At 41.7% G+C, this 14,107-nt stretch carries 17 protein-coding genes and 2 tRNA genes; 13 read left to right on the top strand and 6 right to left on the bottom strand.

The window, feature by feature from the left end; genetic code table 11:
• Positions 1–3: 3 nt before the first annotated feature.
• Positions 4–387, bottom strand: coding sequence for a hypothetical protein (locus H9W84_RS01525; RefSeq protein WP_239741410.1), 384 nt, complete (start codon positions 385–387; stop codon positions 4–6).
• 175 nt (positions 388–562) lie between these two features.
• Between H9W84_RS01525 and metX the strand changes: the two genes are divergently transcribed.
• The 4 genes from metX to H9W84_RS01505 all read left to right on the top strand — a co-directional run bounded on the left by metX (position 563) and on the right by H9W84_RS01505 (position 4,810).
• A complete protein-coding gene (gene metX, locus H9W84_RS01520; RefSeq protein ID WP_239743588.1) occupies positions 563–1,729 on the top strand; it encodes a homoserine O-succinyltransferase MetX in 1,167 nt (388 codons plus the stop codon).
• Between the two features lie 45 nt (positions 1,730–1,774).
• A complete protein-coding gene (metW, locus tag H9W84_RS01515; RefSeq protein ID WP_062332622.1) occupies positions 1,775–2,383 on the top strand; it encodes a methionine biosynthesis protein MetW in 609 nt (202 codons plus the stop codon).
• Positions 2,384–2,741: 358 nt separating this feature from the next.
• On the top strand, positions 2,742–3,323 hold the full coding sequence (locus H9W84_RS01510) for a tetratricopeptide repeat protein (RefSeq protein ID WP_050324939.1): 582 nt from the start codon (positions 2,742–2,744) through the stop codon (positions 3,321–3,323).
• Positions 3,324–3,562: 239 nt separating this feature from the next.
• On the top strand, positions 3,563–4,810 hold the full coding sequence (locus tag H9W84_RS01505) for an MFS transporter (RefSeq protein WP_062332628.1): 1,248 nt from the start codon (positions 3,563–3,565) through the stop codon (positions 4,808–4,810).
• Here the strand turns inward: H9W84_RS01505 and H9W84_RS01500 are convergent.
• Together H9W84_RS01500 and H9W84_RS01495 are read right to left on the bottom strand one after the other, a co-directional pair.
• Complete coding sequence (locus tag H9W84_RS01500) at positions 4,800–5,609, bottom strand: DNA-methyltransferase (RefSeq protein ID WP_239741409.1); 810 nt, start codon at positions 5,607–5,609, stop codon at positions 4,800–4,802. The genes H9W84_RS01505 and H9W84_RS01500 overlap by 11 nt on opposite strands.
• A complete protein-coding gene (locus H9W84_RS01495) occupies positions 5,606–5,821 on the bottom strand; it encodes a hypothetical protein (protein WP_007117237.1) in 216 nt (71 codons plus the stop codon). Before H9W84_RS01495 ends, H9W84_RS01500 begins: the two co-directional genes overlap by 4 nt.
• Before the next feature lie 66 nt (positions 5,822–5,887).
• Between H9W84_RS01495 and H9W84_RS01490 the strand changes: the two genes are divergently transcribed.
• Both H9W84_RS01490 and H9W84_RS01485 read left to right on the top strand, forming a co-directional pair.
• Positions 5,888–6,100 (top strand): helix-turn-helix domain-containing protein, encoded by a 213-nt coding sequence (locus tag H9W84_RS01490; RefSeq protein WP_239741408.1) that lies wholly within the window; start codon positions 5,888–5,890, stop codon positions 6,098–6,100.
• A 9-nt stretch (positions 6,101–6,109) separates the two neighbouring features.
• Positions 6,110–6,658 carry a hypothetical protein gene (locus H9W84_RS01485; RefSeq protein WP_099833400.1) on the top strand — a complete coding sequence of 183 codons (549 nt, stop codon included), beginning with the start codon at positions 6,110–6,112 and terminating at the stop codon, positions 6,656–6,658.
• On the opposite strand, the gene H9W84_RS01480 is transcribed toward H9W84_RS01485, so the two are convergent.
• Together H9W84_RS01480 and H9W84_RS01475 are read right to left on the bottom strand one after the other, a co-directional pair.
• Positions 6,650–7,537: a type II restriction endonuclease gene (locus H9W84_RS01480; protein ID WP_239741405.1), complete on the bottom strand. Its 888-nt coding sequence runs from the start codon at positions 7,535–7,537 to the stop codon at positions 6,650–6,652. The genes H9W84_RS01485 and H9W84_RS01480 overlap by 9 nt on opposite strands.
• 2 nt (positions 7,538–7,539) lie before the next feature.
• Entirely contained in the window at positions 7,540–8,430 is an 891-nt protein-coding gene (locus H9W84_RS01475) for a DNA adenine methylase (protein WP_144918227.1), read from the bottom strand.
• A 129-nt stretch (positions 8,431–8,559) separates the two neighbouring features.
• Between H9W84_RS01475 and ispE the strand changes: the two genes are divergently transcribed.
• The 7 genes from ispE (at position 8,560) to panD (ending at position 13,053) form a co-directional block, all read left to right on the top strand.
• Positions 8,560–9,465, top strand: coding sequence for a 4-(cytidine 5'-diphospho)-2-C-methyl-D-erythritol kinase (gene ispE, locus H9W84_RS01470; protein WP_275579739.1), 906 nt, complete (start codon positions 8,560–8,562; stop codon positions 9,463–9,465).
• Between the two features lie 99 nt (positions 9,466–9,564).
• Positions 9,565–9,640 (top strand) — tRNA-Gln (locus tag H9W84_RS01465).
• A gap of 123 nt (positions 9,641–9,763) precedes the next feature.
• A tRNA-Gln gene (locus H9W84_RS01460) sits at positions 9,764–9,839 on the top strand.
• A gap of 128 nt (positions 9,840–9,967) precedes the next feature.
• On the top strand, positions 9,968–10,918 hold the full coding sequence (locus H9W84_RS01455) for a ribose-phosphate pyrophosphokinase (protein ID WP_095356733.1): 951 nt from the start codon (positions 9,968–9,970) through the stop codon (positions 10,916–10,918).
• A 189-nt stretch (positions 10,919–11,107) separates the two neighbouring features.
• Positions 11,108–11,833, top strand: a complete 726-nt coding sequence (locus H9W84_RS01450; protein ID WP_239741401.1) for a 50S ribosomal protein L25/general stress protein Ctc — start codon at positions 11,108–11,110, stop codon at positions 11,831–11,833.
• Between the two features lie 37 nt (positions 11,834–11,870).
• Positions 11,871–12,458 (top strand): aminoacyl-tRNA hydrolase, encoded by a 588-nt coding sequence (gene pth, locus H9W84_RS01445; protein ID WP_095356732.1) that lies wholly within the window; start codon positions 11,871–11,873, stop codon positions 12,456–12,458.
• A gap of 214 nt (positions 12,459–12,672) precedes the next feature.
• Complete coding sequence (panD, locus tag H9W84_RS01440; RefSeq protein WP_036589204.1) at positions 12,673–13,053, top strand: aspartate 1-decarboxylase; 381 nt, start codon at positions 12,673–12,675, stop codon at positions 13,051–13,053.
• Positions 13,054–13,376: 323 nt separating this feature from the next.
• On the opposite strand, the gene H9W84_RS01435 is transcribed toward panD, so the two are convergent.
• Positions 13,377–14,003, bottom strand: a complete 627-nt coding sequence (locus H9W84_RS01435; protein WP_060994448.1) for a superoxide dismutase — start codon at positions 14,001–14,003, stop codon at positions 13,377–13,379.
• Positions 14,004–14,107 lie beyond the last annotated feature (104 nt).

Here is a 14,107-nt window from a genome sequence, read left to right as displayed (position 1 = left end):
GAATCAATGACAACCTATCCCACCCATGACCAATAGCGCATCCACTAGGCGGGAATTTTGTTCAGAGGGTACGGGGCTTTTAGCAGGACTTTTACTTTTAAAGATTGCGTTTTGTGATGGAGTGTTAGCCAATTCACCGTCTGCTTGGTGGTTATGCTGTTTGGGCTGTTGGTTTTGATAGTGGTTTTGGTGGCTGTTTAGATGACTGACGGAGTGATGGCTTTGATGATGGCTGACCATCGTGGCGCTTGTGACTGTAATAGCATTGGCAGCCAAAACCGATATTGGCTGATGAAATGCTAAATACGTCAATGCCAAAAACCCCGTGAGCGACAATCCTGTGAGCGATAGGAGTGTATGGTGTGGTGATGATGCTAAATTTGGCATTTGAATTCCAAGTTGTGATAACCCATATAAACCCTTACAATAGCTATACTTTTAATGCGTTATCAATCAAAAATTAGTGAGAAAGCGGGTGAGTACACAGCAACACAAACCACATACCAAGATTTTACCTGAAGCTGAATTGACTGTCCCCAAAAATTTTGACGACGATCATCCTATTAGTTTTGCCAAATCTGGTGGCAAATCTGTGGGTATCGTCACACCGCAAAAAATTCATTTTGATACCCCACTGACGTTAGAATGCAATCGCACGCTGCCATTTTTTGATTTAATGGTGGAAACTTATGGCGAGCTCAACGCCGATAAATCCAATGCGATATTGATTTGTCATGCGCTATCGGGCAGTCATCATGCGGCTGGCTATCATAGCAGCGATGATAAAAAAGCAGGCTGGTGGGATACATTTATCGGTCCTGGCAAAGCAATCGATACCACGCGTTTTTTTGTGGTATGTCTTAATAACATTGGCAGCTGCTACGGCTCGACGGGTCCAACCAGTACCAATCCAGAAACCGGCAAGCCATATGGTCCAGATTTTCCCTTGGTCACCATCAAAGACTGGGTAAAAACCCAAGTCATGCTCTCTGACTATCTCGGCATTGATATTTGGCATGCGATTGTTGGTGGCTCAATGGGTGGCATGCAAGCCATGCAGTGGTCAATTGACTATCCGAGTCGGCTAAAAAAATGTGTGGTCATTGCCAGCACGCCGAAGCTGTCTGCGCAAAATATTGCCTTTAACGAAGTGGCACGCCAATCGATTTTATCCGATCCTGATTTTTGTGAAGGACGCTATATCGAGCAAGGCAAAATTCCCAAACGCGGCTTGATTTTGGCGCGTATGGTCGGTCATATCACTTATCTCACCGATGAAGCGATGCGGGTAAAATTTGGACGCGATTTGAAAGCCGGCAAGCTGATGTTCAACTACGATGTAGAATTTCAAGTGGAAAGTTATTTACGCTATCAAGGTGAGCAGTTTAGTGAACGTTTTGATGCCAATACCTATTTGCTGATGACCAAAGCCTTAGATTATTTTGACCCGGCGCGCGGCGCGATTGAGGATGACAGTCTCAATGATAGTTTGAGTGATACCGATGCGCTACGGTTGGCATTGGCAAATACCCAGTGTAAGTTTTTAATTATATCCTTTACCACCGATTGGCGGTTTAGCCCAGAGCGCTCACAAGAAATTGTGGATGCGCTAATTGCCAATGGTAAGCCCGTAAGCTATATCAATATCGATGCCGCCTATGGGCATGATTCGTTTTTGTTTGATATCCCGACCTATCGTCAATCGGTATTTAATTTTTTAACCGCTTAATTTAGATTTAATTTTGGATTTAACTTTAGATTTAACGAGAATTGAATGAAAATTGACCATCAACTTGCTGAACGCTGGATCAAACCCAATGCCAAAGTCTTGGATTTAGGCTGTGGTAACGGTGATTTACTCGCGCATTTACAAAACAAATTGGGCGTGTTTGGCTATGGTATCGAAATCGACCAAACTAAAATCAATGACTGTATTACCAAAGGCGTCAACGTCATTGAGCAAGACTTAAATGATGGGTTAGCGCGGTTTGCCGACGCAAGCTTTGACACGGTGGTGATGGCGCGCGCCCTACAAGCGGTCAAAGAGCCCGACCAACTACTTCTCGATATGGTACGGGTTGGCAAAGAAGTGATTGTCACTTTCCCTAATTTTGCGCATTGGCAAAACCGTATTCACTTGGGTATCAAAGGCATGATGCCAATGTCTGAAGCCCTGCCGTTTGCTTGGTACAACACGCCCAATATTCACTTGTGTACCTTTAAAGACTTTGAAAAGCTGTGTGATGACAATGACATCCGTATCATCAATCGTTTTGCGGTACAAGAAAGTGAAAAGCCCTATCCTTGGGCACTTGCACAAATTATCCGCAAAAACCCCAACTTACTTGCCGATGTGGCAATCTATCGGGTTACCAAAAACTAAGCTATTTTATCGCTGATTCTATGCCTATGAAGATTTGGTGAGCCGATAAATTATCGTCTAATCTAACAATATGTCACAAAAGTAAAGCCCTACACGACACCAAGTATCGCAAGCCTTGTTTCCCCTGTGAAATATTGTAACAACTGTTTACATTTTCACTTAAATATTTGAAACGCAAAGCAAACAGTGTTAACCTAAAACAATCAAAAGATTGCGTTATCCTATTAAAACATAACGAATGGCTAAATCATTGTAAAATTTAAGATTTTCTGTTAATTCGTTTACCTATTTATTAAGTTTATTTTATCTAAACCTAGGCAAGCTTGCGATGGCTGCAGCTTGATACTCGGAGTTGGTTATGAAATTATTAAAAGTCACCGTATTAACTGCATTTTTAAGCTTATCAGGCGTTGCAAGCGCTGAACTGGTTGCCAATATTCCACTCAATGGCTCACGCTATGACAGCATGGAACCGATGGCATTACTAAGCCAAGCTAAAACTGGCAATCAACAAGCCCAATTCTTCCTAGCCAAACGCTACCAAAAAGGTCTCGGCATTCAGCAAAACTTCCAACAAGCCATCCAGTGGTACACCACCGCCGCCAAACAAGACATTGCACCTGCACAATTAAATCTTGCCATGATGTATATTCGTGGCGAAGGCGTGCAGCCTAATGCTGGGCAAGCGCGTTATTGGTTAGAAAAAGCGGCAAAACTGGGTGATAACCGTGCCAGCTATACCCTAGCCATGCTAGATGAAAAAGAAAAAAAATTGGTCGATGCCTACAAATGGTATGACCTAGCGGCTCGTGACGGCATGCTATCAGACCAAGTACGCACCCGCGCGCAAAGCAAAATCGGTCAATTGGCATTAAACTTGTCATCACAAGATATTGCCACTGCACGTAGCCGTGCGGATTCTTGGTTCCAAAGCAAGTAAATTTAATACAACGAATGTTTGGTTAAGTGTTAACCTAACCATTAAAATCCCTGAGACCCTAGTATTTACTAGGGTTTTTTGTTTTTATGGGTTAAATTAATCAAGATTGCTCGGCGCACATTGATTGTATGAAATCGCGCATTCATGGATTTTTTTGAACAGTTTTATGCGTCAGATACTAGCGCGTTAGCCAAGTAGTTGCCACCCCAGTTTTTGCTACCTTTTTTTGGATATGCCCTATGTCAAGCCCTGCCCTACCGTCAAAAAATCAGCTTTGGCTGTTAGTTGCCGCCGCTGCGGCTATTTTATTGATAACGTCTGGGATTCGCCTATCGCTTGGGTTATTTATCAAACCGATTGATGCTAGCGCGCATATCGGCATTGTGCAAATCAGTTTTGCCTTAGCGGTGACACAGCTGATGTGGGGCGTGTCACAGCCTGTGACAGGGGCACTGGCGGATAAGTTTGGCGCATGGCAGGTACTATTGTTCGGTACCTTGCTACTGGCGATTGGCTGTTTTAGTGTGCCCTATTTTGTCAGTGCCGCTGGTTTGGTGGTCACGCTTGGGATTTTGGTCGCATTTGGGACAGGGGCGGGTAGTTTTTCAGTGCTGATGGGACAAGTGGCGAATCAAACCCCACCCCATATGCGCGGCACTGCATCGGGTATTATTAATGCAGGTAGCTCGTTTGGACAATTTTTATTTGCGCCGATTTTACAAGGGTTAATTGCTCTGCCATTGATAGGTTGGACAGGGGCAATGTATTTTATGGCAGGGACAAGTTTGCTGTGTTTGCCGTTGGCCTATTATCTCACGCACGGTAAAAATGTTGGTAAACATGCGCCTGCCGCTTCGTCGGCGGTTGCTCATGACCAAGTCCACGAAACGCTATCACAAGCCATCCGACGCGCGCTTAGCGATCGTAACTATTGGCTGCTGCATATCGGCTTTTTTACCTGTGGTTTTCATATTGCGTTTTTGGTCACTCATTTGCCGATGGAAGTAACGTTGGCGGGTCTCGGTAGCAATGTTGCCTCTTGGTCGCTCGCGTTGATTGGCTTATCAAATGTGGTCGGCAGTTTGTTTGTCGGCTGGTGTGTGGGTCATTTTCGCAGTAAATATATTTTGTTTTGGATGTATTTGAGCCGTACTATCTTGATTGCGATTTTCTTGATGGCACCCAAAACCGCAACGACTTTTTTTATATTTGCGGTTAGCTTGGGTCTAACTTGGCTTGCCACGGTACCCCCGACTGCGGCAACCGTCGGCAAGTTGTATGGGGTCAAATATTTGGCGACCTTGTTTGGATTGGTGTTATTTAGTCACCAAGTTGGTGGGTTTTTGGGCGCCTACTTGGGGGGAATTGTGGTCGATAAATTTGGTAATTATCAGTATATGTGGTATGCCGATATGGCACTGGCTGCCTTAGCTGCTGTGCTCAATCTGCCGATTCAAGAGCCGAAAATAATGAAAGCTACAAGCTAATCTGTTGCTTTACTCTCTCTTTAAAATATTGGCGTGATTTTTCATCCAACCCAAGATAGCGATTTTTGCTTAAGGTTAAAAAATTACTATCTTGGTCAACTCCGATAAATTTTCTACCAAATAAATTGGCAGCAATACCTGTTGTCGATGAGCCTGTAAATGGGTCAAGCACGAGATCATTGGCTTTGGTAGACGCCAAAACAATCCTTGACAACAATCCTAACGGTTTTTGCGTAGGATGTTTGCCAAATTGCTTTTCCCAGCTTGATACCGCAGGCAGACGCCAAACATCTTTCATTTGTTTGTCACCATTGAGCGACTTCATTAATTCATAATCAAAGTAATGCGGAATTTTTGGGTTTTTTCTTGCCCAGATTATCCATTCAGTTGAATAGGTGAAATAGCGACAAGAAAAATTTGGCGGTGGATTGGGTTTTTCCCAAGTTATCATGTTTAAGATTTTAAAATTGAGTTGTGATAATACTCGCCCTAGCGTAAAAATATTGTGGTGGGTTCCACTCATCCAAATCGTGCCATTATCTGCCAACATTCGCTTTGCTTGGCTTAGCCAATCATAAGTAAAAATATAGACTTCATTATCATCACTAAATTTATCCCATTCGCCCTTATTAACAGATTGCACCATGCCATTTTTTACCGTTAATCCGTCATTGGATAAAAAATAAGGCGGATCGGCAAGAATCATATTGATAGATTTATCATCGATTGTCGGCAAAATGTGTAAGCAATCACCTTGCAGCAGCGTGAAATCTTGTAGTTCTGATTGATAAAAAATCATTCCATCATATCCGCAATAAAGTGCAACATTGACGCGATATCATAACTCCCTTCTAAAAACCCCATTTCTTCACAACCATCAGGAATGAAAACCGTCTGGTTTTCTAACCGACTATCCAAGCTAAGCATTCGCAAGGTATTCACAATTTTGCCTTTGATGCCTTCATCCGCTAGCCATTCACAATCATCATTGAACTTGTAAGCAACATGCATGTCAATAATTCCAAAATAACACTTATTGTGTGTGGTTAATTTTAATCAATCAGTGAGAATAACGCAATGGAAAATGACATTTTAATCAAGTTTGGGCAAAAAATTCGCCAACTGCGCAAAGCTAAAAATCTCAGTCAAGAGCAGTTAGCAGAACTGACAGGGTTTCATCGTAACTATATTGGGATGGTCGAACGTGGCGAGCGAAATCCTGCACTAAACAATATTGAGATTTTTGCCAAAGCGTTTGATTTGTCGCTTAGTGAATTATTTGATTTTTAGGAGTATTTAGTGCCCGTTAATCTTCATCAACCACGTTTGGTTATACCAGATAATTTGAATACACGTAAGGAAATTAGAGATTTTGTAGTAATGACTTTTCTTGAAGAGCTAGCAGGGGATGAAACACGAATAGAAAGATATGAATATTTTGTTGAAGAATGTGTTTCTAGAAATATCTATATTGCTAGACAAACTAATTTAAATAAAGGTATGGATTTTAGAGTAATGTTTAAGGATATTTATTTTCAAGGTGCTAATAGAAGAACTCGAAATCCTTCACACGAACATATTTTTCATGAGCTTTTAATGAAAAAAAACTCAGATCCTAATGTTTATAATACAAATATTATTCCTGCAATCCACAACATCTATAATTGTGTACCCTCTACCCATATACAGTCGTTTCTAAGAACTATTAACGTCAACGTTGGACTATTAACTATTGAAGAAACTTGTTTAGCCTTGAAGTGGTTGTTCATAGAGCAAGATATAACTTATTGGGGGTATTCAGGTAGAGCTAAGTTATTCAATGCACTTGTAAATCAAGGTTTAGCTTAGAACTATTTTTTCAAGAAAATCATCTTTTAACATTTCGATATTAAGCAAAATATTGTTGCGGTCAAAATAATCTTGTAGTGGATTTTTGGTGGTGAGCCAACCCTTGCCATCGGTCACCCAAATAAACGTAATATTTTGAGCCTGCCAAAAACGGCTCATTTCAATGTACTCAGTAGCAGTCGATTTGAGCTTTGAGCCACCACCGCCATAAAAATTGCACTCAATAAAAAATAACTGTTCACCTTTTTTGATTACAAAATCAATGATTCTCGAAGATTTATCAACAGCAATATCCATGTCCCAAACTTCTTTAATCTTTTTGGCATTGGCTTGAGCCAAATAAGCTAAATTGTGCTCATGACAAAATATGGCGACAAAGGATTCAACGAGTTTTTCCATCGATGTACCACCACGATTTTTTCGACCGTTGGAATCAAGTCCAACTTCTACACCAATACAATAGTCAGGGATACTTTTAATTTGCTTGGTTTTGATCAATTCCGCAAAACCACTCTCAATCAAGAGATTTACCACATCGTGAATTTTTTCATCTGTGACTTCTTTTAAATTGAAGTCAAAATTTTTATAAATAAAAGCCGTGCTATCAATCAAAACTTCAACTGATTTATCTCGAATTGCCAAAAGAGTGGGTACTGTCTTAATTGTCTTCGGATAAGTCTTAAGAATATCGAACAATGCCGCTTCGATATCTTCTTTACCAATGGCAGTGTTTAACAAATTCAGCTCTTTTTCGATTGGGGTAATATTTTTAAACACCTTTCCCCAGTTCACAAAATAATCAAACTGAGTGATACCTTTTAAATTTAGTGTCTCAATGAACTTCTCAAAATGTTCATCTGCAAACAATTGACTATCCATAATTAATAATTCCGTATTAACAATTCATTGACGGCTTGACGACTGGTTGATTTTGCCCCAATAGCACGATTAGCGGTTACTCGCTCTATATTAAAATCTTGATAAAGATTATCAAAAAAATCATCATACTTGCTGTGCGTCGTTGGGTCGGAATTACTTAATAAAAACTGATGTCCCAATTTATCAATTTTTTGGCAAAACCCATGCAGCCGACGTTGCTCACTGTCATCAAAAACTTGATGAGAATAAGCAGTAAAACTTGCTGTTTCGCTAATCGGGCGATAAGGTGGATCAAGATAAAACCAGCAAGGTAAGTCGTTTGGTAGCGCTTTAATCGTTTGCTCGTAGTCACCCTGTAAAATCACGACTTTTTGCAACGCGTCAGAGACTGCAAGTAATAATGCTTTATCCAAAAAAATCGGTCTTTTATAACTACCTATTGGCACATTAAACTGATTTTTTTTATTAACTCGATATAGCCCATTAAAACTGGATTTATTCAAAAATATAAATAAACTGGCTTGCTTCACTGGATCAAGATTTCTTTGATTGAAACTTGCACGTTTAGCATAAAAATAAGGCGTTTTTGCATCTTTATCTAACAACTTATCATAATCTCTTTGCAAGTTATCTAACTCAATCATTAATTGTTGAACATCTGCCTTGATAACCTGATAGACATTTATTAGATCTTCATTAAAGTCATTAATAATAAGTTTTTTTAGATACTTTAAGTTAGATAATGCCCAAAAACTGACCGCACCCCCGCCCAGAAATGGCTCAATCATACAGAAATCTTGATTGGCTGTATAATTTGGCAAACGTGCTTGTATATCACCGATGAGTTGTGATTTACCGCCAGCCCATTTTAGAAAAGGTTTAAGTTGAGACATTTTTTAAATTTGAACATCGAATCAAAAAGGATAGGCATTATAGCACAGCCGATTTTTATCCTTTCAATGAACTTCAATGCAAATTGATGTGTTAGAATTTTAAGCAAACCTGTGACTCATTATAAAAATATGCCGACCCTTACCCAACAATCCCCTGCCAAAATCAATTTATTTTTACATATTACCGGTAAACGCCCCGACGGCTATCACAATCTACAAACCGTATTTCGGCTGATAGATTTGTACGATACGCTCACTTTTAGCCATACAGATAAAACCATTGGCGATAATTTACCCGTCACCCTGTCCAATGCCGAGCACGTCACCGACACCCCTGCCGACAATCTGATTATTAAAGCGGCCATTGCCTTATTAGCCTTTGCCAAAAATCATCAAATTTTGAGTGACTCGCAAATCGCCCAATTACCGATTGTTGATATTCACCTCGATAAACACATTCCGATGGGGGCAGGCTTGGGCGGGGGTTCGTCTAATTGTGCGACAGCCCTGATGACGCTCAATACCTTATGGCGACTGGGATTGAGAAATGAGCAGCTACGCCTCATTGGCGCAAAACTGGGCGCGGATGTACCGATATTTATTTTTGGCAAAGATGCCATTGCTGAAGGCATTGGCGAGATTTTAACGCCGATTGACTTGCCTGCGCAGCAATTTTTATTGCTAAAACCCGATGCCCATATCAGCACGGCTGAACTTTTCGTCCATCCGCTGTTAAAACGGGATTGCGCAAGCCTTTCTCATGACTATTTGCAAAGCCATTGTCATGCCTTTACCAATGAGTTAACCGATGGCTTTACCAATGTTTTTGAACCTGTAGTATGTGCCTTATCTGCAGACGTCAACGCCGCGATGAATGTTTTAATGACGCTTGCCGCCAACACCCACACCACACCGCGCATGACGGGCTCAGGCAGTTGTGTGTTTTTGCCAGTACCCAGCGATTTTGATAAAAATAGCATCAAACACTGGTTACAATCCTCACCTTTTCAGGCGTATTGGGTGCATACGCTGTAACAAAATTTTGGAAAATCAACAATTGCAAAAATTTTGATGTTTATGCCCAAAAAAAGCTTGCAATTTTATGTTTTTTGGTTAAAATATCGCTTCCAATATAGGGGTATCGCCAAGTTGGTAAGGCACCAGGTTTTGATCCTGGCATCCGTTGGTTCGAGTCCAGCTACCCCTGCCATATTCAAAGATGTACAGATTTTTTTGTGCATCACGTAGTAAAAATTTTGTCATAAAATCTGCGCTGTTCAAGACATTTTACATTGACAAAATTGCCTAAAATCGGTATAGTTCGCACCGTCACAGGGGTATCGCCAAGTTGGTAAGGCACCAGGTTTTGATCCTGGCATTCGTTGGTTCGAGTCCAGCTACCCCTGCCATTTTCTTTACTAACCCATTTTTAGTAGTTGACGTAATGACGTTTTTCTCATCCTAATTGTAAAAGTTAGTTGATGGGTTTTTTTTGTTTGATGAAACCGTCGTTGGTCTAGAAAAATAGGACTCGCATATGCCTTATTTGGCAATTTTTACCGGAAATGCCCATCCAGAATTGGCAAAAAATGTCACCAATCACTTACATATTCCGCTAGGACGTGCCGATGTGACGCGTTTTTCGGATGGTGAAGTCGCGGTTGAAATCCAAGAGAATGTACGTGGTAAAGACGTCTTTATCCTACAATCAACTTGCTCACCGACCAATGACAATTTGATGGAAATCATGGTAATGGCAGATGCCTTGCGCCGTGCCAGTGCAGGTCGTATTACGGCAGTGATGCCCTATTTTGGTTATGCGCGTCAAGACCGTCGTCCTCGCTCAGCGCGTGTGCCTATCTCAGCAAAAGTGGTCGCTGATATGCTCAATATTGTGAGCATTGACCGTGTGGTTACCGTGGATTTGCACTCAGACCAGATTCAAGGTTTCTTTGATATCCCTGTAGACAATATTTACGGTACGCCGGTTTTATTTAAAGATTTGCGTGAGCAAAAATACGATAACTTGATGGTGGTATCCCCTGACGTGGGCGGTGTGGTGCGTGCCCGTGCAATGGCAAAACAGTTAGGCGATGCCGACATGGCAATTATCGATAAACGCCGCGCCAAAGCCAACGAATCAGAAGTGATGCATATCATCGGTGATGTTAAAGACCGTGATTGCGTGATTATCGATGATATGGTGGATACCGCAGGTACCCTGTGCAAAGCCGCTGCCGCATTAAAAGAACGTGGCGCGCGCCGGGTGGTGGGTTACATCACTCACCCAGTATTGTCAGGTAAAGCAATCCAAACAATTGCAGCGTCAGTGCTTGATGAGCTTGTCGTAACCGATACCATTCCACTGTCAGATGCCGCAAAAAACACGGGCAAAATTCGCCAAGTGACCATTGCCCCTATGCTGGCTGAAGCGCTACGTCGTATCAACAATGAAGAATCATTGAGTGCGATGTTTGATATTATATAAGTTTTGCCATTTTTTAAAAAAGTGGCGCATAACGCATAAATTGGTCGCAAATTTATGCTTTTTTTCACTCGCTAGTCACTTGCCAATCTTTTTAACTAAAGCTTTGTAAGTAGAGCTTTGTAAGTAAAGGCAAAAAGCCAAGTCATACTGACAAGGTATCCTTAACTAGCCTAACCCAAGGAAACTCCTATGAGTAACCAAACTTTTGAATTAAACGCTGTCTTACGTGGCGACGAGTTACAAGGTAAAGGTGCGAGCCGCCGCCTTCGTAAACAAAACCTAGTACCAGCAATCGTATACGGTGCAGACAAAGAGCCAGCCTCTATTGCTATTCGTTACAATGAATTGATTAAATCACTTGAAACAGAAAGTTTCTTCTCTCACATTTTGACCATCAACGTAGAAGGTCAAGGTACGGAAGAAGTGGTGATTAAAGCATTACAACGTCATCCAGCCAAAAACACCCCAATGCACGCTGACTTCCAACGTATCGTCCGTGGTCAAGCGATGCACATCACTGTTCCTGTACACTATGTAGGCGCTGAAGATGCACCAGGTCATAAAGCAGGCGGTATCTTTGTATCAAATGCCACTGAACTTGAAATCACTGCCATTCCTTCAAAAATCCCAGAATACTTGACAGTCGATGTATCTGGCATGAACGTCGGTGATTCGATTCACTTGTTAGATATCCAGTTACCTGAAGGCGTTGCCATTCGTGAGCTTGAAGTGACTGAACCGTTTAACCGTACTGTGGCTACTATGCAAGCGCCAACAGTAGAAGTTGAAGAGCCAATCGAGCCAGAAGCAAATGAAGAAGCTGCCGGTACTCGTGATCCTGAAGGTGACGAAGAAGCACGTAAGCTTCAAGCACAAGATGACACCCATGATGCCCCAAAATCTGATGATGAATAATCATTTGTCATTTGCCGCTTAAGTTGGAATAATCAGCGTGTCAAAACTGAAACTGATTGTCGGACTTGGCAACCCAGGTCAGCAGTATGCCCAAACACGGCATAATGCTGGCTTTTGGTTTGTGGAGCGTATGAGCGAGACGTTTAACATCACCATGACGTTGGATAAAAAATTTCATGGTTTGGTTGGACGTGGCGTAGTGTATGGCATGGATATACGCTTATTGTTACCGCATACTTTTATGAATAAATCAGGGGAAGCGGTGGTGCCGATGGTGAATTTTTATGGCATCCACAATGACGAACTGCTGATTGTTCATGATGAGCTTGACCTTGATGTGGGTCGTATGCGCTTAAAAACAGGCGGTGGTCATGGCGGTCATAATGGACTGCGTGATATCGTGCCGCATATCGGTGCAGATTTTCATCGTTTACGTTTGGGGATTGGTCATCCAGGACATAAGTCCAAAGTATCGGGTTATGTGCTTGGCAAACCGACCGCTGATGAGCAAATCGCATTTGACAGTATGCTAGATGCTGCCATGCGTACCCTGCCCGATTTGGTGACAGGTGACTTAGCCAAAGCCCAGCAAGCCATCAATAGTTTTAAACTACCCAATGCCTAACGTTAACCAAAGGACAAGATTGATAAATCTTAGGGTCTATCCTTGAACTTTTATTTTCCTTCCATATATTGATTGCAAGATGGATGAATTTCTCACCTGATATTTCAATCATGTTTAACTTTTATCGAGTTGGTTAATAGCCTCTCATGACTAGCCTGCTCACTTTTACCACAATGACGCGCATCGCGTTAACCTGACAAGGTAAGGAACGATCATGTTATTAACCCTATTAAAAGCCAAACTTCACCGCGCGCGTGTGACCCATTGTGAGCTTCACTACGAAGGTTCATGTGGCATTGATAGCGAGTTACTCGACTTGGCGGGCATCCGTGAGAACGAATCAATCGACATTTACAATGTCAACAACGGTAAACGTTTTCGCACCTATGCGATTCGTGCAGAAGCAGGCTCAAAAATGATTTCGCTAAACGGGGCAGCCGCTCACATGGCGGATTTAGGCGATGTGGTAATTATCGCTGCTTACGCGCAAATGGATGAGAAAGAAGCCGACAACCATCATCCACGCTTGGTTTACCTTGATGAAGGTAATATCGTTAAAGACACTGCCAACGTGATTCCTGTACAAGTTTCTTAACACTGCTTTATCTTTACCACAAATGTGCAAATAAATTAGGCGAGTCATTGAATACTCGCCTTTTTGTTGTCTGCATTTTTACCTTTAAGACAATGCGTTTGGCTGATGCGTAAATGAATGAGCGGGTCAACCGTAAATTGCACGTTGGTAATCTGCTTGCGATAGGTTAATTAGCACCAATGTGGCAGATAACGAAAGGCTTGATATAGGATTAATAACATTTTACTTTTAGTGCCTATTAATAAAAAAAAATAATAAAAAAAGCCGAAGTTGATTCGGCTTTTTTAAAAAATTAAAAGGCTTAAAGAAGCAAAAATAGGCGATTATTTTTCTACGCCAGCTTCTTGACCTTTGTATTTGGCGTTTGCGTAATCCCAGTTGACCAGTTTGTCTAGGAAAGTGTCAACGTAATCTGGACGACGATTACGATAGTCGATGTAGTAAGCATGCTCCCACACGTCACATGTTAATACTGCAACTTGGTTATGGGCTAATGGGGTGTCTGCGTTTGCCGTTTTGGTGATTGATAATTGACCACCCACGCTGTCAGCCACTAACCATGCCCAACCTGAACCAAATTGGCTTACAGCCGCGTTTTTGAATTCTTCACGGAATTTTGCATACGAACCAAACGCTTCTTCGATTTTGGCTTTTAGATCGCCTGTTGGCTCACCGCCACCATTGGCTGTCAAGCAGTTCCAATAGAAAGTGTGGTTCCAAACCTGCGCCGCTTGGTTAAAGATGGTCGCTTTGCTGCTATCACCTGCGGTGGCTTTGATGATTTCATCTAGCTCTTTACCTTCAAGACCTGAACCTGGTAGTAGCTCATTTAGTTTGTTGACATACGCTGCATGGTGTTTGTCATGGTGAAATTCTAGGGTTTCTGCGCTGATATGTGGCTCAAGCGCGTTTTTGGCGTATGGTAAATCTGGTAATGTAATGTGTGACATATTATTTTCCTTTTTCCTTCGCTATTGTTGTGATGACTTTATAATAAAAGTAACCACATGCCATTTGTGTGATAAAAGCTTTGTATTAAAAGCGCATATATCAA

Source organism: Moraxella tetraodonis (assembly GCF_022359095.1).
Taxonomy (GTDB): domain Bacteria; phylum Pseudomonadota; class Gammaproteobacteria; order Pseudomonadales; family Moraxellaceae; genus Faucicola; species Faucicola tetraodonis.
The sequence above is the reverse complement of the archived record's forward strand: the minus strand, read 5'-3'. Positions and strand labels throughout refer to the sequence as shown.